Annotated in this window: 14 protein-coding genes, 1 other RNA gene and 1 CRISPR repeat array; of the genes, 6 read left to right on the forward strand and 9 right to left on the reverse strand. The window is 59.7% G+C overall.

Annotation, left to right across the window (positions count from 1 at the left end):
• Nucleotides 1-99 precede the first annotated feature (99 nt).
• The 9 genes from cas3 to fxsT form a co-directional block, all read right to left on the reverse strand.
• Nucleotides 100-2,763 (reverse strand): type I-D CRISPR-associated helicase Cas3', encoded by a 2,664-nt coding sequence (cas3, locus tag N688_RS04940; protein ID WP_052888240.1) that lies wholly within the window; start codon nucleotides 2,761-2,763, stop codon nucleotides 100-102.
• A gap of 44 nt (nucleotides 2,764-2,807) precedes the next feature.
• Complete coding sequence (cas5d, locus tag N688_RS04945) at nucleotides 2,808-3,545, reverse strand: type I-D CRISPR-associated protein Cas5/Csc1 (RefSeq protein WP_052888241.1); 738 nt, start codon at nucleotides 3,543-3,545, stop codon at nucleotides 2,808-2,810.
• Nucleotides 3,546-3,658: 113 nt separating this feature from the next.
• Nucleotides 3,659-4,672 carry a type I-D CRISPR-associated protein Cas7/Csc2 gene (gene cas7d / locus N688_RS04950; protein ID WP_052888242.1) on the reverse strand — a complete coding sequence of 338 codons (1,014 nt, stop codon included), beginning with the start codon at nucleotides 4,670-4,672 and terminating at the stop codon, nucleotides 3,659-3,661.
• 124 nt (nucleotides 4,673-4,796) lie between these two features.
• Entirely contained in the window at nucleotides 4,797-5,309 is a 513-nt protein-coding gene (locus tag N688_RS04955) for a hypothetical protein (protein WP_052888243.1), read from the reverse strand.
• A gap of 62 nt (nucleotides 5,310-5,371) precedes the next feature.
• Nucleotides 5,372-8,092, reverse strand: a complete 2,721-nt coding sequence (gene cas10d, locus N688_RS04960) for a type I-D CRISPR-associated protein Cas10d/Csc3 (protein WP_052888244.1) — start codon at nucleotides 8,090-8,092, stop codon at nucleotides 5,372-5,374.
• Between the two features lie 436 nt (nucleotides 8,093-8,528).
• On the reverse strand, nucleotides 8,529-9,665 hold the full coding sequence (locus tag N688_RS04965; protein ID WP_052888245.1) for a helix-turn-helix transcriptional regulator: 1,137 nt from the start codon (nucleotides 9,663-9,665) through the stop codon (nucleotides 8,529-8,531).
• Nucleotides 9,666-9,973: 308 nt separating this feature from the next.
• Nucleotides 9,974-10,525: a CRISPR direct-repeat array (repeat unit 37 nt; unit sequence GTCGGAAGGCAGCGGAAGCCCGATGTGGGATTGAAAC).
• Between the two features lie 100 nt (nucleotides 10,526-10,625).
• Nucleotides 10,626-10,993, reverse strand: a transfer-messenger RNA (tmRNA) gene (gene ssrA / locus N688_RS22215).
• A gap of 161 nt (nucleotides 10,994-11,154) precedes the next feature.
• Nucleotides 11,155-11,532, reverse strand: a complete 378-nt coding sequence (locus tag N688_RS04970; protein WP_052888246.1) for a thioesterase family protein — start codon at nucleotides 11,530-11,532, stop codon at nucleotides 11,155-11,157.
• A gap of 138 nt (nucleotides 11,533-11,670) precedes the next feature.
• The gene (fxsT, locus tag N688_RS04975; RefSeq protein WP_052888247.1) at nucleotides 11,671-14,616 is read right to left on the reverse strand and encodes an FxSxx-COOH system tetratricopeptide repeat protein; all 2,946 of its coding nucleotides are present in this window, start codon (nucleotides 14,614-14,616) and stop codon (nucleotides 11,671-11,673) included.
• Nucleotides 14,617-14,926: 310 nt separating this feature from the next.
• On the opposite strand from fxsT, the gene N688_RS04980 reads away from it, so the two are divergent.
• The 6 genes from N688_RS04980 (at nucleotide 14,927) to N688_RS05005 (ending at nucleotide 22,625) form a co-directional block, all read left to right on the forward strand.
• Entirely contained in the window at nucleotides 14,927-15,694 is a 768-nt protein-coding gene (locus N688_RS04980) for a glycerophosphodiester phosphodiesterase (protein ID WP_052888248.1), read from the forward strand.
• A gap of 227 nt (nucleotides 15,695-15,921) precedes the next feature.
• Entirely contained in the window at nucleotides 15,922-16,959 is a 1,038-nt protein-coding gene (locus tag N688_RS04985; protein WP_202901839.1) for a glycosyltransferase family 2 protein, read from the forward strand.
• Nucleotides 16,956-18,128 (forward strand): lysylphosphatidylglycerol synthase transmembrane domain-containing protein, encoded by a 1,173-nt coding sequence (locus tag N688_RS04990; protein WP_052888249.1) that lies wholly within the window; start codon nucleotides 16,956-16,958, stop codon nucleotides 18,126-18,128. Before N688_RS04985 ends, N688_RS04990 begins: the two co-directional genes overlap by 4 nt.
• A complete protein-coding gene (locus N688_RS04995; protein ID WP_052888250.1) occupies nucleotides 18,118-20,349 on the forward strand; it encodes a DUF2079 domain-containing protein in 2,232 nt (743 codons plus the stop codon). Before N688_RS04990 ends, N688_RS04995 begins: the two co-directional genes overlap by 11 nt.
• Before the next feature lie 42 nt (nucleotides 20,350-20,391).
• Complete coding sequence (locus N688_RS05000; protein WP_052888251.1) at nucleotides 20,392-21,636, forward strand: hypothetical protein; 1,245 nt, start codon at nucleotides 20,392-20,394, stop codon at nucleotides 21,634-21,636.
• 371 nt (nucleotides 21,637-22,007) lie between these two features.
• The gene (locus N688_RS05005; RefSeq protein WP_052888252.1) at nucleotides 22,008-22,625 is read left to right on the forward strand and encodes a DUF4388 domain-containing protein; all 618 of its coding nucleotides are present in this window, start codon (nucleotides 22,008-22,010) and stop codon (nucleotides 22,623-22,625) included.
• Nucleotides 22,626-22,649 lie beyond the last annotated feature (24 nt).

The raw sequence follows: 22,649 nt of genomic DNA on the forward strand, positions 1-22,649 counted from the left end.
CGCTGCTCCCTGCTTTTCTCGCTGACGACGGCTGGCGGCGCGAGGCCGTGCCGCTCTGTCTCTGTACTCTGCTTCCTTGAGCTGCCTCGCGCTTGCCCCTTAGAAGAAGAGCGGATCGCTCTCGCCCTGCTGTCCTCGCCGTTGATCACGCTCCAGAACCCTGCGAGGGATCTCCGCCGCAAGCTGCAAGGCGAGTGGACCCAGCACAGCCTGGTAACGCGCCGTCCGATCAGCGAAGGAGATTTCTAGTACCACAGGGAAGAAGCGCGCTTTCTGGCGCAGCGATATGAGCCAGGCGACAGTACTGCTCTTCTCTGCGGCCACGAAGGCAGGAATGAAGCGCTCCTGGAAACAGCTACGCACGCAGGCAGGGAGACCGGTATCATCATTGATGAACTGCGGTCGCAGGCCCCAGAGGGCAGCAGGCCGGTAGGCCCACGCTGCTTCCCACTCTGCTTGTGAGTGCTCCGGTACCTCCAGACGCAACCCCACCTGTCGCGGTTTCTCGCGTAAGGTCTGCAGGCGGCAGAAAAGGACCACCTCCTCTGGGATGCTGACCTGCCGCTGCTGCTCCTTGGGGAAGCAGGCCCGCTGCCAGTCCTGCGCCGTGGGATAGAAGATCGCATCATAGGAGCGCAGAATGTGGAAGAGATCATAGGAGGTCACGTCCTCGTCTGACAGCCAGTGCTGGGGATCGAAGACCAGCACCTGGGGCGTCTCGAAGCCCTCGCGAAAGGTCCAGCGAGCGTGCTCGGTATAGTACTGGCTCAGGTCTTGCTGGAGCCAAAGAATCGCCTCCTGACTGCTCCGAGGCCGCTCTTGACGCTTCTGGAGTATAGCCGGGAGGCGATTGTCGAAGGCCCTCAGATAGGGGATCAGTGGATCATCCTGTTTCGGTTCCTGTCCATCGAGTAGAACGGCGAACCGCTCAAAGGCTGCAGTGGGAATATGGCTGAAACCTCCATAGACCTTGGCCCGTTCTTCATACTCCCCCAGCTGGGCACGCAACTGACCATAGGTCAGCGGGCGCTGGCGCTGTCCATCTTTTCCAGCAAACAACTGCTGCAGGTCCTTCAAAAAGCTGTCGAGCAGGGGCAAATCCTCATCTGCCGTCCCCTGGCCAAGCAGCCCGAGTGTGCGGAAGAATTCCGCGATCACGCCGCTGCGCACATAGGCTATCAGATCCTGTCGCGCCGGCATCTGAGCTGCCAGCTTCGCCAGCGTTGCCCGGTCGATTGTCTTCCCATCTCTGGGCGGGTCAGCGCGGCTTTCTGACGCAGCATTCCCTCCTCCCAGGTGGCTCTCGAAGAGCCGATAGGTCTCCTGGTCCACAACAACCCAGGCACGGCAGGGGCCACAGTGCTCTCCTGCAGGCAAGGCCAGGACCCTTCCAACGCGACCCAGGCGCTGGAGCAGTTCATCGCCTGACCAGGCGTCGAACAGCAGGAAGTCGAGCGAAGGCCGTGGCTTGCGGGTAGCAGTGGGAGCGATGCCCTGCCCTGCTCGCGTGCGCTCAAAGTTGTAGCCAATATCTACCGTGGGCGTGGCCAGAATCAATTGGCGCTCGCGGGCCTCCTCACGTGCCTGAGTACCCTGGGGACCAGTAATGCGGCCAATACGCTCGCCGGCGGCTGGCCAGCGCGCACGTAGCTCGCGATAGATCAGATTGATGGTGCGCAGCGAGTTCGAGAGAATGGCCCCTTCGATGGGGAAGCCATCGGCAGGCTGGGCCTCCAGGAGCGGGCGCAACCTCGGCCACAGTTGCTGAACCAGACTCAGCAGGGCATCCCTGGTCTGACGCTGGCTGCCCTGGCCTCCGCCCAGCTCGTCAGCACTGTAGATCTCCAGCTCAACGGCAGTCAATGCTCGCACCGGTCGCACTTTGTCCGCCCACGCCTCGGGGACGGGGTCCTGTGGCTCAATCCACTCGGTCTTGATCTCGAGCTGCTCCAGAAAGCGGCGCATCGCTGGCGAGGGGGTGGCCGTCAACAGGCAGATCTGGCGAGGGCTGTCGAGGGCATCGGAGTTGCTGAAGTAGCCGCAGAAGGCAGACAGCTTCAAAAAGAAGAGGAAGGCGGCGAACTGCCGGGGACTGTAGTAGTGGACCTCGTCGATGATCACCAGACCAAAGTTCCGCAGCAGGTCGGTCAGCAGCTCCCCGCGGTCAAAGCGATTGTAGGAGGCGGTCAGGATGTAGTAGAAAATGTCGGGGTTGGTCACAAAGATGGTGGCCTGCGTCGTCGAGACATCTTCCTGCTGGGCCGTGACCGGATCGCTGAGCAGCTGACGCAGGTGCCAGCCACGCCGAGACCGCTCTTCGGCAGGCAGCTTCTGCCAGCTCTTCTGCAGATGGTCGCGCGTCACGGGGATCACCTGGTAGGGCAGTCCATAACGCCGACAGAACTCGCTGGCGCTGCGCACGTGTTGGTCGATCAGTTCGTTGGTGGGGGCAATGAATAAGGTGTCCCCCAGGCGCGGCGTCAGCTGATCCAGGCCGATCTGGCGCACACGCCCCAGTAAGCGCAGCAAAGCCCCCAGGGTTTTGCCTGTGCCAGTGGCATGGGTATTGATCACCAGCGGCGCGCTAGCCTGGTACATGCGCCACTGATGGTAGAGGAGCCGACTCTCCTCCTCTGGTGGGGAGTCACCGGTCTGGCCCGCTTCCTGTTCTGGCCTGGAGGGGGGGACGGAGCCGGTGAGGGCGAGCGGGTGCTCGCCCAACCAGAGACGCTCTTCGTACGGCTGCACGGTGACAGTCAGCATGGGGTCTGGCCTCCTTCTTATTTGCTTGGTTGCTTCGCCCGTATTCAGGGCAGGGTTTCGACGCCGTAGCGCATCCCGGCGGGCAAGTGGACCACTGCACCGCCAGGCAACCGCCCAGTCCAGAAGAGTCCCCGCAGGCGGGCCTGACGCACCAGGGGCGCCGGCGGAATATTGTAGAGGGTGAAGCTGCGGAGCGTAGAGAGCATGACGTCCGGCAAATCGGCGGCGTTCAAAAAGAAGTCGACGACCTGCTCTTGCTCCTGCGGCTCCGATGTGAGCAGGTGCAGTGGCTGCCAGTCAAGGCGGGCCTTGCTGTTAAACTTGCCCAGGCGGATATAGCGTGGCAGAGCGGGTGCGGCCTCCCCGGGCAGGAGCACGTAGAAGCGTGCCCGGCTCTCGGCGGCCAGCAGACGGATCTTGCCGGCCTGGGGAAAGTTCATGGCCCGCGCTTTGCGGGATCGCTCCAGGGCAATGGCATTCTGATCAAAACGGAAGTAGTAGCTATCCGACTGGGCGTTGAACTGACTAAAGGCGAAGCGCAGACGACCGGGCAGAAAGGTCGCCGGCGTCACATAGCGGCCCTGACGATTCAGCGGCAGCAGATCCTGCTTATAGCGTGGTGGGCCGTCCCAGTTGTAGGGAGACACACACCAGCCCAGGGCATAGGTCAGGGCATAGTTGCCGATCACCGGTTCGGTCTCGTAGAGCAGGCCCACCTCGCGGCTGGCAAAAAAGGTATGCTCCAGCAGAGTCAGGTCAACCTGATAGATAGCAAGCGTCATAGCAATCCTCCTGGCAGGAAGAGGGAGCAGCGATATGACCACCCTGATCCACGGCCTGCGCCTCTCTGGCTGGACCGCTGGCAGCCCCCTCTGCCCCTCTTCGCCCACGCACTTTACGGGAGATCCTTGTAGCTCGCCGTGACCTCCTCGAGCAGGGCCTTCAAGCGCTCCGGCTCGCGATAGAGCATCAGGGTCTCTTCCAGCAGGCGGCCCAGGGCTTCACCGCGCACGACCAACGGTGGGCGCCCAACCAGGTCGCGCAAGAGCGTATCGGTCGCCTGCTGGACGCAGCGTTCAACCAGGGCATCGTTGAGAGGGACATCCAATTCATTCCTCCCCTGCTCCTCCAACAGCAGATCATAGACCTCCTGGGTCAGTTCGAGATTGGAAAAGATCTCAGTATCGCTGAATATCACTGCCGTAATCATATTGCGTACACGTCCCTGACGGCTGCTGATGGCGCCGTAGCGCGTGCTGCGCAGGATATTGCCTAGCACATATTGGAACTCCCCCGGCGTGACATCCTTGAGCGTCTCGATATCGAGAAAATGGACCTCGGGCAAGACATACTCGTCTTCGTTGATAGAGGTTGAAGGCTTGCCGTCGAAAGGATTGCGCATCGTCCCGTTATCGAAGGTGGCGTTGAAGGTCCGTGTGCCGGTCACCAGGCTGGCTGGAGCCAGCGAGTAGGCATCATCGGTCATGACGCGGCTCTTCTGCGCGCCACCGCCTCCGGCGGCGTAGCCATAGACCATACAGTCAATGCACTTGCCACAGGGGGCATTGGTGTTGAGCGCGCAGGGGCGCTGCTCGCGACCAACCGTCACCGTTCCTAGCAGACCATGCTCGCGCAGCAGCTCGCGCCCGACGCGGCGCTCGACAGCGCTCTGTTTCCGCTTGCTGATGACCACGCGCTGGATCGGTTCGCGCGTGGTCTCCCGGCGACCGGCGGTCACCAGCTCTTTGACGAGGCCCTCGCCACTGCCTTCCGTACGGAAGATTGTCTCTGACTCGGTTTTGCGGATCAGGATGACGCTGACGTAGCGGCCATGCGGAAAGTTATCATAGCGCTCCAGCAGATACTCGCGATAGTGATTGAGCACGGTGAATGTTGAGGTGACGCTCATGGACTAATACCATCCTTTCTTCGGTGGTGGATAATCTGGGCATTTTGCTTCTCTTGCACTTTCTTCTTCTGAGCAAGGTGCGACCTCGATGCGGGGTGGTCTTGCTCACGCAGTGCAACCTGGGCTAATCCAAGGCTGGACCGGCCTCCGCTGGCTCCTCTGTCTCCGCTGCTTCCTCTGTCTCAAGCTGCTGAAGTGCCTCCTCCGGTGATGCAGCCTGCTTTTTCTCCAGCAAGACGCGGGCCAGCTCCTGGCGCACATAGACCAGGTAGGCGCTGCGCAGCGAGCGCTCACGCTGGAGCAGTTTCCCTACATGGTCGTCAAGGGCCTGCTTGAGCACTTTCTCAAAAAACAGGTCGACGTACTCATAAATCGCAGCCTCTTGGACCCGGCTGCGAATGCGCTGGAGGTGGTCGAAGATCAGGCCCTTGCTGCTATCTCGGGCAAACTCCAGCTCCTTCGGATAGCGTCCCAGCTCGGCCAGAATGATGTCTAGGGGCTTCAGTAGGGAATTGCGCTTAAATGAGCGGCCACGAATGGCCTTCCTGGCCGCGTAGACGGCCACTTCTTTCAGCGCCTGGGCCAGCAGATCCCCTCTGGCCTGGTGAGGGCTTGCCTGGGAAGGTGTGGATGTCACAATGAACCTCCTCTTCTAATCTGAGCTGCGGCGAACAGGTGACGGACAGACAGGCGGGGGCGCTAGCCGAGCGCCTCCGCTGCCCCGAGCAGCTGCTCCAGCAGCGGGGCGACCTGGTAACTGAGCGTTAAAGGATTCTGCTGCTGCTTGCCGGCTTTCTCCTCGATCAGGCGATCCACCTCATGGTAAAGCGCCAGTGGGTCCTGGGCTGCTGCGGTGACCAGGTCGTAGAGGACTTTCACGGTCGACAGGGCGTCCGGTTGCAGCTTATGGGCCAGCTGATGCAGGAGAGCCAGGCGCCGGCAGAGGGCCCGCACCTGGGAACGGGTCAGTACCTGCTCTGGCAATAACCAGGCAAGCGCCTGGGGTATCCCTTCCGCCATGAAGGCCACCGGCTCGGACCCGATCATTTCCTGCTCCAAATTGAGCAGTGGCGTTGGCAGGCGCGAGAGCAGGACGCGGCAGTCAAACCAGGCCGCCAGCACGAGGGCTTTCTCCAGCGCGACCAGGTATTGGCGACCGTAGCCCTGCTGGTTGATGGTCAACGGCAGGACAGGCGTAGGGCCGAGCGCCTCCGCATAGCGCGGAAGGATCAGTCCCTGGTGCAGCTCTTTCCGACAGCGCAACTTTTGGAGGACCTGGCCAGCAGCCAGCCGTTGCCACTGCTCCTCGTCGCGCGTCTCCGGGTCGATCGCTACCGTGTCCTCCCCGATGAGGCTCTCGACTGTCTGCCACCAGGCGCGCAGCAGCGGCTCGGGAAAGAAGCTGTATGGGAACAGGTGGAGATAGAAGGTTTGCAGCTCGCTGCCCTGCTTGTCACGATGTGAGGGCCAGGCCAGCTTTTCTAGCAGGAACTGCGCGCGGCAGATGGGACAGATGTTGCGCTTCGGCTCTCGTGGACTGCCGCCCTCCAGCCGGTTCGAGAATTGCTGCACACCAATGCTCGGCGGCACCTGCAGCGCCATCCACTCCTCGGCAGGCAAGGGGCTGCTACAGTAGCTGCACTGCCGATCTGTATAGCGCGGATCTGCATAGTGACGCAGGTTGGCCCGAAAGTCGACCGGCTGCTGCAGCTCTCCGCTGCTCAGATCCCAGAAGCTGAGATGGCGATCCAGATAGTCAAGGATTGCCTCCTCTTGGGGGCTACTCGCTGAGAGCGCCGGCGTGTCGTCTCCTGCAGCTGTCAGCGGTGACAGGCTAGTAGCTGCAGCCGAAGCTGCGCTGTGGCCCGCTGCTGAACCCTGCGGGTTGTCGCTGTTGGCGGACTGGAGTGAGGTAGGAGCTCTGTTCCCCCGTTTGCCGCCACGGCCAGCGCGTTGGGGAGCGGCTCGCTGTGCCTGCTCTTCCAGGCGGGCAAGATCGGCCAGGGCGGCGGCTTCCATCTCGAGAAGCGGGGTCGCGGGCAGGTCACGGGCCATAGCGTAGCCACGCCGATAGGAGTTGATCAGGGCGTAAAGCGGCTGTCGCTCCTCGGGCACCCCAAAGAGACGCGCCACTCGCTGCCAGGCGTCCTCGTGCAGGCGTTTCAGTTCCTCACCCCGGTGGGCGTCGAGGAAGTTCCGGTAGGCCATGAGAAACTCGCCCCGCTTAAGTGCCTCGGGATCAGTGGGCAGCAGCTGCTGCTCCGCCAGCAGCGCCTGACACTGGGCCCGCAGGGCTGGATCAGCCGCCGCTTGCGGCGAGTTGAGGAAGGTCTCCAGGTCCTGGCGCGCCGCTGCCTCTCGCTCCTGGCGCCACTCATCGCGGTACTGCTTGCGCCTGACCACGTTGGTGATGCTGCCAAAGATCTGCTCGATGGGGGCGCCGCTCTGGAGGGCCGCCTCGTCGACGCTGATCCCGGAGGGCCGTGCCTTGATGAACTCCGTCAGCCCTTGCTGCTGCATCTCTGCCAGCTTGCGGACCACCCGCCGGGCCAGCTCGCGCTGCCGCTCGCGTGTCCATTCAAAAGGAATGGCCCGGTCGAGCAGATAGTCGATGCCTTCGGCATGGAAGAGCAAGGGAATGCAGTGTTGTTCCCCGTAGTGTTCCTTCAGCAACTCGGCGACCTGATTATGGATCGTGTTCGAGAACAGGCCGCGCAGTTCGGCCAGGCGGTGGCCGATGAAACGGTACCGCTGCCGAGCCCCGCTGAGATGGAGTCCCTCATTCAGGCGCTCAAGCGCCTTCTGGTGAATATGGCGTTCATGACGGCTGGCCTGGTCCGAGCTGCGAGACAGGTCCAACACGTCCGCGGTGCGCAGCAGCGCTCTGAGCGGCCCTTCGAGGCGCGTTCGAGGAAGACGGCACTGCTGCAAAAAAGAGAGGGAAAACTGAGAGATCTGGATTGCTTGATCCTGCTGGCTATCGACCAGAAATTTGATGTCGCGCAGGTACTCCCGCCACTCGGGAAAGAAGTGGTCTGCCTGGAGGGCTTCTAGCTCGCTGGCCAGATGCTCCAGAGTGGCCGCGTTGGCATAGCGGACAGGCTTGCCGCTGCTATCCTGACCATAGGCAGGTAGCTTGTTAATGTCATGGACGGTGATGGCCAGGAGCAGACAGCGCAGCTCGGTGGCCTTCAGTTGAAGGACGGGCCGAAGCCGCTCGATGATCGCCGCGCCATTGAGCATGTGCTGCCAGAGGCTTTCCCCTTGCTTGCTACCTGTCTGAATGATCTCCTGGTAGCGCCGCAGCCCTTCGTCGACAATGCGTTGCAGATACTGCTGAAAGACCTGCTCTGGGTCATCGCTCCGGTAGGTCAGCCCCAGGGCAAACCAGCGCGAGGATTCCTCAGAGGCCGGAGCCATGCAAAATCATCTCCTTTCGTTCTTCCAATCCCTGAGCGGGCTTCTGCTGGCTTCTGGCCGGGCCGCCGTGCAGAGAGATCCCTATCAAGGAGGTGCGCCTTCGCTCGCCAGGATGGCGACCGCTCCCCTTCTCTCTCAGAGAAGAGCGTGACAGGTGATATTATGGCTGATTGATACGACAAATTTTGTCGTATCAATCAGCCGGCCCGAGGAAAAGTAAGTACTAGGGCCATAGATGTTGCTGGAGCCATGCTTGCAGCGAGCGGCCCAGGAAGGGCAAGAACCGCCATCATCGCGCAGAAGAGTGGGGGAGAGGAGCTTCATTCTCATGCCCCAACGGGCTTGGTCATGGCAAGACAAGGATACCCTCCTCATCACCCCGTGCCGACAGCAAAGCTTGGTTCCGCAGAAGGCTTCTCCTAGCAGCCACGGCAGGTCACTGCTCCTCCTCCGGCGCCTGCCAGGGAAGGCCATAGAGTCGTCCCATCTTGCCGACGACCCTGCGCATCTCCTCTCGCAACGAGGCTGGCTCAACCAGCTCGGCCCTCTCCCCGTAGCGTAGCAGCTGCTGAATCACCCGCCACCCGTTGTACGCAGTGGCCCGGATCAGTATCCAGCGTTCCTCTTGCCCTCGCTCGTTCATGCGCACCTCCTCTCGCTCAACCACTTGTGACAACCAGCGCTGACTGAGGCCAGGCTCAGCGATCCTCGCGTCTAGCCAGAAGCGAAAGGTCAGCACCTGGCGGCGCCGTGTCCCCCCAGTGAGCTGCGGCTCAATCTGCAGCGACTCTTCCTGAATGCGGTCGATGCGGAACTCCAGAAATTGCCCGCGCTCGGAATGATAGGCCACCAGGTAAAAATGGCCCTCCATCTGGATCACATGGGCGGGATCGAGATGCTGATGGGTGACCTCTTTCCCCGAAAGAGGCCGATAGCGAAAGCGGATGTGCTGGCGCTGCTGTATCGCTCGCGCAATCTTCCTGATCAGCTCTCGGTAGGGCAGATAGTCCATCACAGGTGCCAGATTAAAGTAGACGTAGGGAGTGTGGGCCCACCGTTCAAAGCGCTGCTGCTGCGGCGGTGGCAGTTGCCGGGCCAGCCGCTCGATGAGTGCCTGCACCTCATCTGCAAACGGATGGCGCGGCTGTGGCTGTGGCAGCGCTTGCGTCGGGTCGGGAGGGGCCAGCCGATAGGGGGCCGTGAACATCGAGGCCAGAAAGGCCAGACATTCTACCTCTCTATCCGACAGAGACCAGAAGGGAGCCAGGCCCTGATCATCCTCGAGGACATAGCGCGCCGGGTGCCTTCCCCGTCGCTCCCGAACCAGCACCACGCCAATTGCTTCCAGGATCGCCAGATCTCGCTCGAGCGCGCGATGCGCCTTGCGGAGTCGCGCATCATCGGTGGCCTCCTCCCGATCGATGCCGTAGTGCAGCCCCAGGCTGGCAAAAATCTGCGCGCGTGTGCAAGGTCCTTGTCGCAGCAGTGCCAGCAAGCGCAGAAGTCGCTCGATCCGGAGGGCGGCAAGCCTTTCCTCTGAGGAAAAAGGTTCAGCGCGTTGGAAACCAGCCATGCACTGCTTTCCCTCCACCAATGCAAGAGAGATGCCTTTTACCATAGAGTCTTGGGCGCCCGCTGTCAAGGTCAGGCCTCCTCTGCTGTTGGGGAAAATATGCCGCTGTTGTTGCTCATGCCGTTCGCTTCGAGCATCTCGGCACCCGGCCTTCCACGTAGCGATGCTCGAAGGGCTTTCCAGGCCGCTGGAAGGCTATAGTGGCTGGCATCATAGCCGCAAAAAAGCGGTCACTACTGACCGCTTTTTTGGGATGCTCGAAACCGCTTGACGGAGGCCGCTCCAGATGCTAGCCTAGAGAGGGGGCTGTCGGAAGGCAGCGGAAGCCCGATGTGGGATTGAAACCTTGACCACCTGGGAATTGTCCCGATGTCGCCAGGGGAGTCGGAAGGCAGCGGAAGCCCGATGTGGGATTGAAACGCAGATCGACAGAGGCATCTCAATGGCCCCTGTCGCCGTCGGAAGGCAGCGGAAGCCCGATGTGGGATTGAAACTCCAGAGACACATAGCGTGAGATATCCTGACCTGCGTCGGAAGGCAGCGGAAGCCCGATGTGGGATTGAAACTATGTTTTCAAACGGTGCTATGAGCACTGATTTTGTCGGAAGGCAGCGGAAGCCCGATGTGGGATTGAAACCTTTGAGACTCTTGACAACCTCCCTCAGCCCCCACTCAGTCGGAAGGCAGCGGAAGCCCGATGTGGGATTGAAACCATATAGGTATGGGCCTCACAGAGGGCATAAGCACAGAGTCGGAAGGCAGCGGAAGCCCGATGTGGGATTGAAACGAGAAGACATGGAGTTTGCCGTCCCCATCATGATTGGTCGGAAGGCAGCGGAAGCCCGATGTGGGTTGGAAACCCTGAGAGAGGCGATGAGACGGTGGAGCGTGCTAGAAGAGGAGAGAACTGTCGACTAGGGGAGGAGAAAGAATGAGGCCGCTCAAGAAGCGGCCTCGAAGTGGTGGAGATGGGGGAGAGTTGAACTCCCCGTCCAGGCAACCCTGTTAAAGGATATCCTACAGGCTTAGTCGGTGTATTGCTATGCGCGGAGGACTCCCACCGACAGGATTCCTCAGCGCTGGCCCTCTGGTCTTAGATGCCGATTAGAGGGCGATCACCGGCACCGCAGCCCGTGTCGTCGGCGCCCACATCTGACCCCACAGGCCAAAGTCAGAGGGACGACGCTCGCCTAATTAAGCGGCGAGAGCGTAGGAGTAATTTGCCTTGTTGGCAGTTATTTTTTTCGCCGGTTGTTTAACGAGAGAGCACACCGGCACCTCGACCTGCAATCCTTTCAACAGCTTGTCTGTCGAAACCCGTCATCCCCATAATACGATCGATCGGGCAGGATAGGATCAACTAACCCCGATCGCCATCACCAGACAGGTCCAGCCAGTCCAAGGCAATCAAAGGCAGGATCAGATAAACTGCCCCGCTCTTGTGGCCTTCTTATCTTACCACACCATATAACGTCCGGCAAGGGGAGAATTATTTCAGGCGCTCCAAAAAACGTTGGAGATGGACAATGAAACGCTCGTGGATGCCTTCCCCGATTTTCTTCTCCTCATCATAAGCCTCGACCCTAAACACCAGACGCCGACCATCCACCTCGACCAGCTCGGCAGTAGCACGCACCCGCTGGCCGATCGGCGTCGCCGCCAAATGCCGCACATCGACGCGCGTCCCCACCGAAACATACCCCTCCTCGAGAAAATCAGCTACCGCCCGCCAGGCTGCATTCTCCATCAAGGCGATCATCATTGGAGTCCCAAAGACCTCAACACCTCCTGCCCCAACAGCGGCAGCCGTGTTCTCATGAACAACCGTCGTGCTCGCCTCACCTTTCAGCCCTGGTTGCAAGCTCATAACGCTCCCATCCCTTTCTTGTAGTCTTTGTGGGCAGCAGCACAGGTCTCCCATGCTACCCCATCTCGCATCTCCCATTCCTTACTACCCGTCTGCTGCCCTCACACATGTCAGACCGTCCACGGTCCTTCTCTCACCCTAGTTGGAAACGATCGCGCCCTCCGAACCTGCTCCCGCCCTGACCTGCCCCATAGAAAGGCCCTGGACCTGCCGCGCCTGAATCTCCCGAGCGCGGGCACGCAACTCAAGCGCTCGACTGACCTGACGTGTCTGCTGCAGTAACAGCGCATAGTTCTCCAGAAAGCGCGCGTACGTCGGATGGTTCTTACCGAAAGCCCGCTCACCAACCTCTAATGCCCGCTTGAAGAGCGCCCGCGCCGGACCATGCTTGTGCAAAGCGGTATACAGGGTTGCCAGATTATTAAGATTGATGGCTAGCGCCGGGTGGTCAGCTCCTAACATCCTCTCACGGATCTCAAGGGCGCTCTGATAAAGCGACTCCGCCCGCTCATACTCACCGCGATCATGATAGAGCATCGCCAGATTTTCCAGGCAGCTTGCTGTATAGGGATGCTCATCCCCAACCAACTGCCGATAGATCACCAACGCTCGTTGATAGAGCAGCTCGGCCTGCCCATAACGCCCAGTCTCACGATAGAGCAAAGCCAGATTGTTCAAGGTCGTCGCCAGATCCAACTGCTCAGCGAGAGGCAGGCTCTCATGAATCGCCAGGGCCTGCAGATAGCACTGTTCAGCCTGCTCATGGCACCGCTGCGCATGATAGAGACTGCCCAGCGCGCTCAGCGTCTGCGCCACGGCTGGATGTTCGCCCCCCAGCAGATGCTCGTGCATCAGCAACGCTCGTCGATAGAGTAGCTCAGCCTGCTCATAGCGTCCCTGGACCCGGTAAAGCGTTGCCAACTCGTGATACAGCGTAGCGAGCAATGGATGCTCAGACGCCAGCTCTTGCTGCCAACCCCCCAGCACTTGCAGAAAGAGCGACTCGGCCCGCTCGAAATCACGTCGGTCACGATAGAGCAGAGCCAGCCGATACAAGGCCCGCATCAATCCCTGGCGATCGCTCCCCACCTGCCGCTCTTCAATAGCGACCACTCTCTGATAGAGCACCTCGGCCTCGTGCAATCGCCCTTGTTCCTCATAGAACAGCCCAAAGTTGTAGAGACTGGCACTCAACTCAGGGTGTTCTGGCCCAAGCTGCTGCTCACGTATGGCCAGCGCGTGACGTAAGAGCGGCTCAGCCTCGCGGTAAGCCACGCAACGCTGCAGGTAATAGCCAGTCTGCTCTAAGAGACGCGCAGCGTCAGGACTGACCAGCTGCCACTCTTCGACCCAACGAGCACAGGTAAGCAAGTGCGGCAGATAGCTCCGACAAAGAACCGTAGGAGCAGCAGCCTCACTCAAACAGGCGCTCTCTACCAGACGGATAGTCTGCTCCGCCCACAACAGACGCGATTCTCGGCTCAGGCGCTGACGGACAAAGGCACCCACCAGCCGATGGAGGACCAGCGACCCTTGACTGTAGTCGGCCAGCGCAAAGCGGCGTAGCTCGTGGATCAGCCTGAGCAGGTCAAACTGCTCCAGCAAGCACTGACCCAGGCTCTCCCCTAATTCGCCACCACCACTCACCAGCATCTCAAGGGGAATACGATCAGGCTGCAAAAATGAGCAGAGACGTAGGAGCTCGGTGGCAATTGGACTACTGCGCTCGATCCGGGAGAGGCTGATATGCAGAACGGTGGCCAACGGTTCAGAGAAACTGCTGATCAACTGGCTGACCGGCCAGGTGCTCCGCTGAAGCTCAACATTAGCCTGCTTATAGAGGTTCAGATAACTGCTGAGGCTACATTGCTCTGTCTCGATATAGGAGCCAGCCAGAGCGAGCGCCAGAGGAGAAGCCCGAAGCAAAGCAACCACCTCGCCGATCCGGCTGGCCTCAGAGGGAGGAGCCTGCTCCAGCATCGCCTCCATCGGCAGCAAGCCTGCGGCACGCAGCAAGAGAAGCGCGGCCTCCTCAGCCTCAAGTGCAGGAAGCTTCACCTGCATTGCCTTGGGCAAGGCTAATGGCTGACGAGCCAGCAGAATCAAATGACCGCGGGCCCCCATAGGCAGCAGATCACGAACCACCTCGCTATCCGCTACATTATCCAGGATCAGCAACCAGCCCGGCCTCTTTTCGAGCCAACGGCGCACCGCCAGAGCGACCAGATACTGATGAGGAAGCGCATGCTCCGGCAACTCCAACGTCTCAGCGATGCGTGCCAACTCATGAATAAGCAGCTGGCGACTGGCAGCATTCACCCAGAGCACAGCCTCATACTCATGACCATAGCGATAAGCATATTCAAGCGCCAGCTGTGTTTTTCCGCTGCCAGCTGGTCCGCTCACCACTTGCGGCGGAGTGACCGCGCTGGCCTTGTTGCTAATAGGCATGTCGTGCAGATAGGCCAACAGTGAGGCGCGACCCGTGAAGAGCGGATTCCGACGATACGGTACCAACCAGAGTGAGGGCAAAGGCGAGGAGGAGACCGCCGTCACGCTCTCAGCTGGCGAGGCCGGTGGCGGAGGAAGTGGAGGTAGCTGGATGGCCGCCGAGGGAACGCTCGCCTTGGTGGCAGCAGCGGTAGCGGAAAGCCAGGTCGCCAGCTCCGCAGCCACCGCCTGCCAGGCCGCTTCACGATCCTCCCAGGCGCTAATCGCCACACCGTTGGTCGGCAGAACCGCCAAATCGGCCAGCGGTGTATCATCGCGCTCCGTCGGACGCACGAGCACGGGAATCACGCGCGCCAGACCAGCCTGGTGACGCTGGAGGGCTACTTTCAGCTCCGCGCTGTAGCAGTAAGCAGAGTGCACAAAATCCGGGCTGACCAACAAGAGAATAAGCTGCGCTCGTTCCAGGACAGGGCTGATCTCACCGCTTCCTTGCCAGGAAAGACCCTGGCCCGTAGCACGCTCCTCCCAATCAGCAATGAGACCTTGCCAGCGGAGTTGATAAAGGTGATTAATAAGTTCGTTACGCGCGGCTTCGTCTTTGAAGGTGTAGGCCAGGAAGACCTTCACTGCCATGTTCTGGCTCCTTGCGTATGAATGAGACAAGGGCAGCTCCTTGCCCTACCGCCGGGAAGCACAAGGTTCTTCGCTGTCTGGCGAACGGCTAAAAAGGATGAACGCCCTTCGAACAAAACACGAAGGTAACGTGCATCTTGTACAGTGGCTACACATCTAGTATACACTCAGTGAGAGCGAGGTCGCAATAAATGAGGTGAGGAATCCGACACGGCCCTTGCTCGCTATCGGCTTCAGAGCTGATACGGCCCATCTGCTTCTCTAGAGAAAGTTATTTAGACAAAATGTAACACTTTATATGGAGTGCTGTATGGTAAGTGCAGTTCAACGTGTTGCTCACCGTGGGGGAGCGCAGCTAGCTCCCGAGAATACCCTGGCGGCCTTTCGTCAGGCCCTAGCCTTGCCGGTAGATGCCATTGAGTTAGACGTGCAGATGAGTCGTGATGGCCGTCTTATCGTCTTCCACGACGCCACTGTCGAGCGGCTTACCGATGGTCGGGGCAACATTCTTGATCTAGACTTTGCCTATCTGCGCAGCCTCAACGCCGCCGCTCATTTTCCCGGTGGCTGGCCGGAGCCGCAACGTATTCCCACCCTACGAGAGGTTCTTGACCTGGTCAGAGGGCAACGGCGCGTCTGGATTGAGATCAAACCGAGTCGACGCGGAAGCGTCTACGGGCGCTACCCGGGCATTGCCGAAGCGGTGGTCGACGAGCTGCAGCGCGCAGACATGCTTGACCAGGCCGTCGTCATCTCCTTTGACTGGTATCTTTTGCCCGAAGTGAAGCGACGGGACCCGAGACTGGAGACGGGGGCGATCCTCTCTGAGGACATCTGGGACCCCCAGGCCGGGCAAGCCCTGGATACCCTGGTCGAGCAAGTGCGTGAACTGGGCTGCAGCTGGCTGGATGTAGAGGAGGCTCTTTTCCTGCCCCACCTGCCGGCCCTCGTCCATAGTTACGGGCTCAAGCTTGGCATCTGGACCGTGAACACTGCCGAACGCCTGCGAGAGTTAGCGGCGAGTGGTGTTGATGCGTTGACCAGCGATCAGCCCACCCTCTTCACCGCTTTATCGTAGGCCCAGGCCACGGGTCGTCGAACAGGGCGCGCTGTGCTGCTCTCAAGCCCTCCCTGGGGGAGGCGTGTCCTTTCTTCACAGCCATTCGTTCTAGATCCAAAGAGATGGTCCTCACACACGTAAAGGTACCATCAGCTACTGTCAAGGAAGGGCAGTATGCTATAATAGGCCGGCGCACGGAGAGCAGGCATCAGCCTAAACTCAGGGTTTTGTGGAGTCCCAAGAGTATGCAGCAGATGGAAATGTCATCGCTAGCTATTTCCCAGCGAGCGGACACCGCCGTCACTGCCGTTGCTGACAAGGAAGAGAGGCAGGGCGTGGGGATCTCGGTCGTGATCCCGGTCATGAACGAGCAGGAGAATATTCGACCTCTCTTTGAGCGACTGGTCGCCCAGCTAGAGCAGCTCGGTCAGTCCTATGAGGTGATCTTTGTCGATGATGGCAGCACAGATAATACTTTTGCTGAAGTGAAGGCCCTGCACGATGAGCATCCCGGTATCGTGCGTGTCATTCGCTTCCGCAAGAATTTCGGCAAAACGCCGGCGTTGGTGGCGGGCTTTAGCCGCTGTCGGGGGAAGATTGTCTTTACGATGGATGGCGATCTCCAGGATGACCCCGCCGAGATCCCGCGCTTCCTGGAGAAACTTGAGGAGGGTTATGATCTGGTCTCCGGCTGGAAGTATCCGCGTCTCGACCCTATTACCAAAACCTTCCCCTCGCGCGTCTTCAATGCTCTGGTCAGGACGCTGACCGGTGTCCCACTGCACGATATCAATAATGGCTTTAAGGCTTATCGGCGCGAGGTTATCGATGACGCCCATCTCAAGCTCTATGGCGAGTTCCATCGCTTTGTCCCGGTTATGGCCCAGTGGCGGGGTTACCGAGTGACCGAGATCAAGGTTCGCCATCACCCTCGTCGCTTCGGGGTTTCGAAATTTGGGGCCCGGCGCTTTGCTCGCGGATTAATCGATCTGCTCAATGTGCTCTTCCTGACAACCTTTCTGCGTACGCCTTTGCGCCTCTTTGGCCCCTTCGGCTTCTGGACGTTCCTGCTCGGGTTGCTGATCGATGCCTGGGTGGTGATTCGCAGCCGCCTGATCGACAACCAGCCTATTCATACGCAGCCAATGCTCTTCGTTGGCATTCTGCTCATGATCTTTGGAGTTCAATTCGTCCTGGTGGGCCTGCAAAGCGAGATGATCCGCCATTATGCCTTCCAGCCAGGGGAGGAGTATAGTATCAAGCAGGAAATCGATGTCCAATGAGCAGAGCGGTCCTTATACGCTGGGTCAAGGTTCTGGCGCGCTTCGGTCTGCCAGTGGTGGTGCTGGTCTTCTTCGCTCTCCAGGTGAAGAATAACTGGAGCGCTCTGGCCTCCCATCGCTTCGAGTGGAATCCGGTCCTGCTGGCTCTGGCTTTCCTGGGCTTTGCGCTGCAGGAGCTATCTTTCGGGCTAATCTGGAAAAATGTTCTGGCCCGCCTCGGCTACCACTTACCATTGGGTGCCAGCCTGCGCATCTACCTGGCTTCGGAGTTTGTGCGCTATATCCCCGGAAACGTCTGGCATGTGCTGACGCGCATTCTCTGGGTCGGTAAATATGGTGTGCCTCGTTCGCTGGCCTTCACCAGCATGGTGGTCGAGCTGGTGACGAAGCTGGCAACTGCTGCCTTCGTCTTCGCGCTCAGCCTGCTTTTCTGGCACGACGTTCATGCGCTCGGCTCGACCCAGGGTATCTTCTTTCTGACCTTCAGCGCTGTCGCTGTGCTGGCAGTGCTGATTGGGCTACATCCCCGCATCCTGGAGAGCCTGCTCAATCTGGCTCTGCGCCTTCTCCGTCGGGAGCCGGTAAGGCTGGCTCTGCGCTACCGCGATATTTTGCTGGTCTCCTTCTTCTGGTGCCTGAGCTGGTTGATCGCCGGTCTGGCTTTCTACGTGATGGTGTTGGCTTTGTGGCCAGAGACCCCGCTGCTAGCCCTACCGATCTGTATCGGTATTTATGCACTCGGTTGGGATATCGGCTTTGTCTCGTTTATCACGCCGAGTGGTTTGGGTTTTCGGGAGGGGGCCATCGCTCTGCTCTTTGCCTTCTCGCTGCCCGCTTTGCCTACGGCCCTCGGCTACGTCATGGCCTTGCTCTCGCGCCTGATCTCGACGCTAGCCGAATTGCTCTGCGTCAGCGCGGCCTATCTCGGTGGCCTGCGTCAGGTACGCCAGATTCGTGCTGAGCAGACGGCAGAGCAGGGAGCGCGGCAGAGAGCTGGAGCGTCGTCGGACGCGCACTTGACTGCCCCAACAGGTGAGGAGGCGTCCCTGCCAGTAGCAAGCCTGATCGCTCAAGAGGTACAAGCAGAGCAAGCAAACCAGATCCCAGAGACTCCGGTCTCAGAGGGGACGGTTGCTTCCCACGAGGGAGGGAGGGGATATGAAAACTAGCTCTGCTCTGCGTAAGTGGCTGGCTGTCTGCTGGAACCGCCTCTACCTCTATCCACCGCCTGAGCCACTGCCTCGCCGACGCTCCTTCTGGGCGGCGATGGCGGTGGTGGCCGGGGCGACTCTTCTCTTTTCGGCGTTCTTTATCTGGTATTTAACGACCCGCCAGGATGCTTTCCAGACCAACGCCGAGGACCTAGGGATTATGGATCAGGCGGTCTGGTCAATTGTGCATAGCGCGGTCCCCCATCAGACGATTTGCAATATTGTTGGTGATACCAATTGCTATAGCAGCAACGGGATTAGCCGCTTCGCGATCCACTTTGAGCCAATCCTCTTCCCTGTAGCCTTGCTCTATGTGCTTTGGGCGACGCCAAAGACACTGCTCGTGCTGCAGACACTGGTGGTGGCTACCGGCGCCTTTCCCGCTTTCTGGCTGGCTCGCCTGCGCTTACGCAACGAGTGGATCGCTGTAGGTTTTGCCTTGCTCTATCTGTTGCATCCTCTTCAGAACCTGGCCTTGCTCAACGACTTCCATGCCGTCACCTTTACCTCTGCTCTCTTGCTGTTTGTACTCTATTTTATGTATACGCGACAGACGGCGTGGACCTTCGTCTTCGCAGTTCTGGCAATGGCCTGTAAGGAAGAGATTCCTGTCCTGGTGGCCCTCTTCGGCCTGTGGTCGCTCCTCTTCCAGCGCTGCTGGCGCTCCGGCCTCGGTCTCGTGCTGCTGGCCCTCGCCTGGGTCGGCCTGGAGTTGGTAATTACGCGCCTCTCCGGCGGGCCACTGTTAGCCTCGCGCTATGCTCATCTTGGCAACGGGCCGCTCGATATTGCCAGGAATATCTTGCTCCATCCGCTCGCGATTCTGAAACAATATGTCTTTGAGCGGCAGCATTTCTTCTATTTGCGTCAGGTGCTCAGTCCCACAGGCTATTTGCCGCTGCTGGCTCCCTGGGTGCTGGTGCTGGCGGTGCCGACCCTGGCTCTCAATTTGCTCAGCTCGAAGCCCGATATGTACAGTGGCCTTTACCACTACAATGCCGAGATCGTGCCTGTGCTGATCTTCGCAAGCATTGAGGCAGTAGTGGTTATTGGCTGGGCTGCACAGTGGCTGCTGCGCTGGGGGCGGGCCCTCTGGCAGAGAGCAACGGCAGTCTGGGAGCGCTGGCGCTTGCATCTAGCCACTCGTGGCGCTCCGGGAGGCCTGTTGCGCTCGTCAGGTTCTCTGAGCTGGGGGCAGCTCGTCTTGCTGACACTGCTCATGTGCTACTTGCTCGTCTCGGTGGGGCGGGCCGCTGAAGCTCATGGCACCATGCCTTTTTCGCCAGGTTTCAAATGGCCGGTGGTCAATGCCCATACCCGGCTCGCAGAGCACTTTATCCAGATGATCCCGCCCACGGCCTCTGTTTCAGCCCAGTCGGCTCTGGTCCCCCATATCAGTCATCGAGAGCGCATTTATCTCTTCCCTTATCAGGATCAAGAGGCCGATTATATCTTTCTTGATGTGACGAGCGATATGTATCCGCTCTTCCTGGGCAGCTATACTGCTGAAGTCAAGAAGATTCTCTTCAGTGGGCAATATGGTATCGTGGCCGCTCAGGATGGCTATCTCCTGCTGAAACGCGGCCTCCCGGCCCCGGGCCTCTCGCCCCTCTCGCCAGCGCAGAACGGGCCAGAGGCTTTACCTGCTCTGCCCCCCGCTTTCTGCTCCTTCCTGTGGGTTCCGCCCCAACAGGTTGAGCATCCGATCACGGCAACCTTTCGGAAAAGTGACAGCGCTCAACCGTTAGTCGATGTGGTAGGCTACAGTACGCCGACACCAGCGACGGTCGATAACGGAACCTATCTGCAGTTTACGTTCTATCTGCGAGCCAGAAGCGCCTCGCTACCAGCGCTCAATCTCCTGGTCTTGCTCAGGGATAGCGCCGGTCAGGAGCATCTGTTAACGCAGGATTTCCCAGGCTTCGCTTTTTGCCCAACAACGACCTGGCAGCCTGGCCAGATCTACATGTTGAGGACCCTGGCTTTCGGCCTGGGTTCTGTCCACCTTGCTCCCGGGCTAGCCCATATTTCTATGGCGCTTGTACCTGCGAGCCCTTCGGGCAGTACAATGATGGATGTGCAGGCCAGACAGCCTGTGCAGCTGCAGGGTGCATCTGGGGCAGTGAGGGCGCTACCGGATGCACGGGAGCTGCAGTTGACGAGCGTGATTGTTCGCTAACTACAGAGGCGCCGCTGAGTGCGCGTAGAAAGGGTTTGTGGCATGGGAGTTTTGCTTGGTCAACTCCCGCTAGCAGAGCTGGGACGCTTGAAGGCCGAGCTGGCGGAGACCTTGATCGCTAACTTCTGCTACCCGCGATTTTACGATTATCGAACCGAGTCTTTGCGCATGCGCCCGGTCGATAGCGCGAAGCGTAAGGAGGTCTGGCTCTATTTGAGCGCGGTCGATTTCACTGCCTGGAACCGCGTGGACGTGATGTCGCCCGAGCTGCAGACCTATATTGAGCGCCTCTTTATCCATTTCGTCCAGCGCAATCGGGCGTTTTTTGGTAATCAGGGGCGCAAGCGCATGGCCGATGTGCGCATGCTGATCACGACCTCTGCTCAGGCAGTGGCCGAAGGACTCCGCACCCACCTGGCCAGTCCTCAGAAGAAACGGTCAACCTTTGGCAGCCCGCGGTCAGTCCCTTCTTGGGCCACAACCCGCGCTACTCCTCTTCCTGAATTGAGTTGGGAGCAGATTAGTCAATCGACCCTCTTGTTGCAGCAGCAGCTGCAGGAGCTGCGCGGTGAGGCAGGCAGCTATGAGAGCCGCCAGATAGGCACCAGCTTGCCCTCGACGCCCGGCCCGGCAAGACCTGCCATGTCTCTGCCGACAGCTTCGGCTGCCGCGGGAGCTGTCGCTCCTGGCCGCACGCCGGCGTCTGCGGAGGAACGCCCATCCGCCGCGGCCTCCGCCGCGCCTGTCTCCGCACCACCGACGCGGCGTGTCCCTCCTATTCCCACGCGCGCGCTGCCCGGCTCTCCGCCCGCTCCTGCGGGAACTGGCCCCCAGGCGGCGCCCGTGCGTCGCCCTTCCGGAAAACTCTCTCAGCCCGCGTCGACTCCTCAGCCGGCAGAGGCTTCATCAACCGCTCCGGTACCGGTCCAACCTCGCTCACCCGTAGGCTCCCAGACAGGCGGACGCGCTCCCACTCCCTCGCCGGCAGAGGGAACGCCCCTGCCAGCCAATGAGGATGTGACCATCTTTGAGGAGATGCGTCAGCAACTGGTGCTCTGGTTACGCCTGGAGGCGGTGCGTTTGGGCCTGGATATTTCTGGACAAAGTCCTTCTCAGTTGATCGAACTGCTGCGGCGCCAGGATGGCTTTGAGCAGACGCGCCTGCAGGTTATTTCTAGTTTACTGAATTTGATCGCTCAGGTCCTCAAAAATGGCAAGGCCAGCCCGATGGATTATAAGCAGGGATTGATGTTCTTTCTCATGCATACTCGCCAACTGCGCCCTTAATACCTCTGCATTGCCTCTGGAGGCCTTTCCCCTCTCCAGAGGCAATACTTCCTTCTGCTTGAGACTCGATTGCTGCTAGAGTATTATCTTTTTCCTTGTTTTGGGGAAAAGTGCGCCTCCTTCTGAAAACAGGGCCTCCATAAAAATTTCGTTAAAAATCTTCCCTACAGGAATATTTATGTTTTTTACACCTTCCCGCTCCCGTGAGGCTATGGTATAACACGTATAGTAATACGGGGATTTTTATGACCTGGAGATACATCTTTTTGAGAGCTTACGCTCTCTGATCACTGGCAAGAGGGACGAACGCTTCCTGAAATGGAGGCGGGTGGCTCTTGTTAGGAGGGACCCTGGAGGGAGTGTTATGCCTCATGGCTAAAGGTCGTGACAAGACTGCTGATAGTCTTTTACCTGTGCTAGAATTCTTCCGGGCGAGGCAGCAGACGGGGCTGCTCAGTGTGGAGCGCCTGCGCAATGGGCAGCTTGAGGAAGGGGAGATCTATTTGCGCGCCGGTCGTCCCGTCTATGCCGCCGCCGGTCAACTCGCTGGTCAGGATGCGCTCAATCTGCTCTTGACCTGGAGCCCTATTCGCTTCGCCTTTTTTGCGGATGCTCCTTATCCTATGCGCTCCGATAGCTCCTCTCTGCCAGCAGCTCGCCTGACGCCTTTACTGCCCGGGGTGGTGCGCGGCGAGAGTGATCCGCAGCTCCCTCTGGCGCCAGAGAAGGTCAACGACGATGCCGCTGGCTATATTGGTATATCTACATATGGGAGCAGCTATAAGCCTGGTCTTGAATGGCTGGTGCCGCGGCGTCTGAGCAATGATCTGAGTGTCTTGTCGTTGCTCAGTCGGCGGCAGCGCTCGGTGTATCTGCTTGTCGATGGGAGGCGCACAGTGGCTGATCTTGCCCGTTGCACCAAGAAGAGTGTGCAGGAAATTGAGCGCATCCTGATCGAGCTTCAAGAGCAAGGGCTGGTCGCCATCTGAGTGAGCGCAGAGCGAGCAAGCCAA

It is taken from the genome of Thermogemmatispora carboxidivorans, from assembly GCF_000702505.1.
Classification (GTDB): Bacteria; Chloroflexota; Ktedonobacteria; order Ktedonobacterales; family Ktedonobacteraceae; genus Thermogemmatispora; species Thermogemmatispora carboxidivorans.

Excerpts from the sequence above, each read along its gene's own strand:
- cas3 (WP_052888240.1), bottom strand. The coding sequence starts at position 2,763 with ATGCTGACTGTCACCGTGCAGCCGTACGAAGAGCGTCTCTGGTTGGGC.
- cas5d (WP_052888241.1), bottom strand. The coding sequence starts at position 3,545 with ATGACGCTTGCTATCTATCAGGTTGACCTGACTCTGCTGGAGCATACC.
- cas7d (WP_052888242.1), bottom strand. The coding sequence starts at position 4,672 with ATGAGCGTCACCTCAACATTCACCGTGCTCAATCACTATCGCGAGTAT.
- cas10d (WP_052888244.1), bottom strand. The coding sequence starts at position 8,092 with ATGGCTCCGGCCTCTGAGGAATCCTCGCGCTGGTTTGCCCTGGGGCTG.
- N688_RS04965 (WP_052888245.1), bottom strand. The coding sequence starts at position 9,665 with ATGGCTGGTTTCCAACGCGCTGAACCTTTTTCCTCAGAGGAAAGGCTT.
- N688_RS04970 (WP_052888246.1), bottom strand. The coding sequence starts at position 11,532 with ATGAGCTTGCAACCAGGGCTGAAAGGTGAGGCGAGCACGACGGTTGTT.
- fxsT (WP_052888247.1), bottom strand. The coding sequence starts at position 14,616 with ATGGCAGTGAAGGTCTTCCTGGCCTACACCTTCAAAGACGAAGCCGCG.
- N688_RS04980 (WP_052888248.1), top strand. The coding sequence starts at position 14,927 with ATGGTAAGTGCAGTTCAACGTGTTGCTCACCGTGGGGGAGCGCAGCTA.
- N688_RS04985 (WP_202901839.1), top strand. The coding sequence starts at position 15,922 with ATGCAGCAGATGGAAATGTCATCGCTAGCTATTTCCCAGCGAGCGGAC.
- N688_RS04990 (WP_052888249.1), top strand. The coding sequence starts at position 16,956 with ATGAGCAGAGCGGTCCTTATACGCTGGGTCAAGGTTCTGGCGCGCTTC.
- N688_RS04995 (WP_052888250.1), top strand. The coding sequence starts at position 18,118 with ATGAAAACTAGCTCTGCTCTGCGTAAGTGGCTGGCTGTCTGCTGGAAC.
- N688_RS05000 (WP_052888251.1), top strand. The coding sequence starts at position 20,392 with ATGGGAGTTTTGCTTGGTCAACTCCCGCTAGCAGAGCTGGGACGCTTG.
- N688_RS05005 (WP_052888252.1), top strand. The coding sequence starts at position 22,008 with ATGGCTAAAGGTCGTGACAAGACTGCTGATAGTCTTTTACCTGTGCTA.